Below are 538 nucleotides of genomic sequence, written 5' to 3' on the forward strand. Positions count from 1 at the left end.
CCGCCTGCTCACCGGAGACCGTCACAGCTCGCGGTCCGTTAACAGCCGCGACCCACACACCAGCACGGTCGGCCAACAACCCCGCGACCCGCTCCTCACCAGCGGCCAGAGAAGCCATCCCACCCCCCGCCGGAAGCGACTGCATCAACCGGGCCCGGGCAGCCACCACACGCGCCGCATCCTCCAAAGACCACACACCAGCCACGAACGCCGCAGCCAACTCACCGATCGAATGCCCCACCAGCGCATCCGCACGAACACCCCACGACTCCACCAAACGCCACAACGCCACCTCGAACGCGAACAACACCGACTGCGTATACATCGTCTGATCCAACAAACCCGCCAGATCAGAACCCGCATCAGCGAACGCCACCTCACGCACCGAACTCAGCGCCGCATCACCCAGCTCCGCATCCAACGCCACACAGACCTCGTCAAACGCAGCGGCGAACACCGGGAACGCCGCACACAGATCCCGGCCCATCCCCGCCCGCTGAGCACCCTGACCAGCAAACGTCAACACCACCCGCCCCGC

Annotated in this window: 1 protein-coding gene; it reads right to left on the minus strand. The window is 66.2% G+C overall.

Annotated elements, in window-relative coordinates:
* Positions 1-538, minus strand: a 538-nt coding sequence (locus ND747_RS16625) for an acyltransferase domain-containing protein (RefSeq protein ID WP_374216249.1), incomplete at both ends; no start/stop codon positions are given.

It is taken from the genome of Frankia sp. R82 (genome assembly GCF_023716925.1).
Classification (GTDB): domain Bacteria; phylum Actinomycetota; class Actinomycetes; order Frankiales; family Frankiaceae; genus Frankia.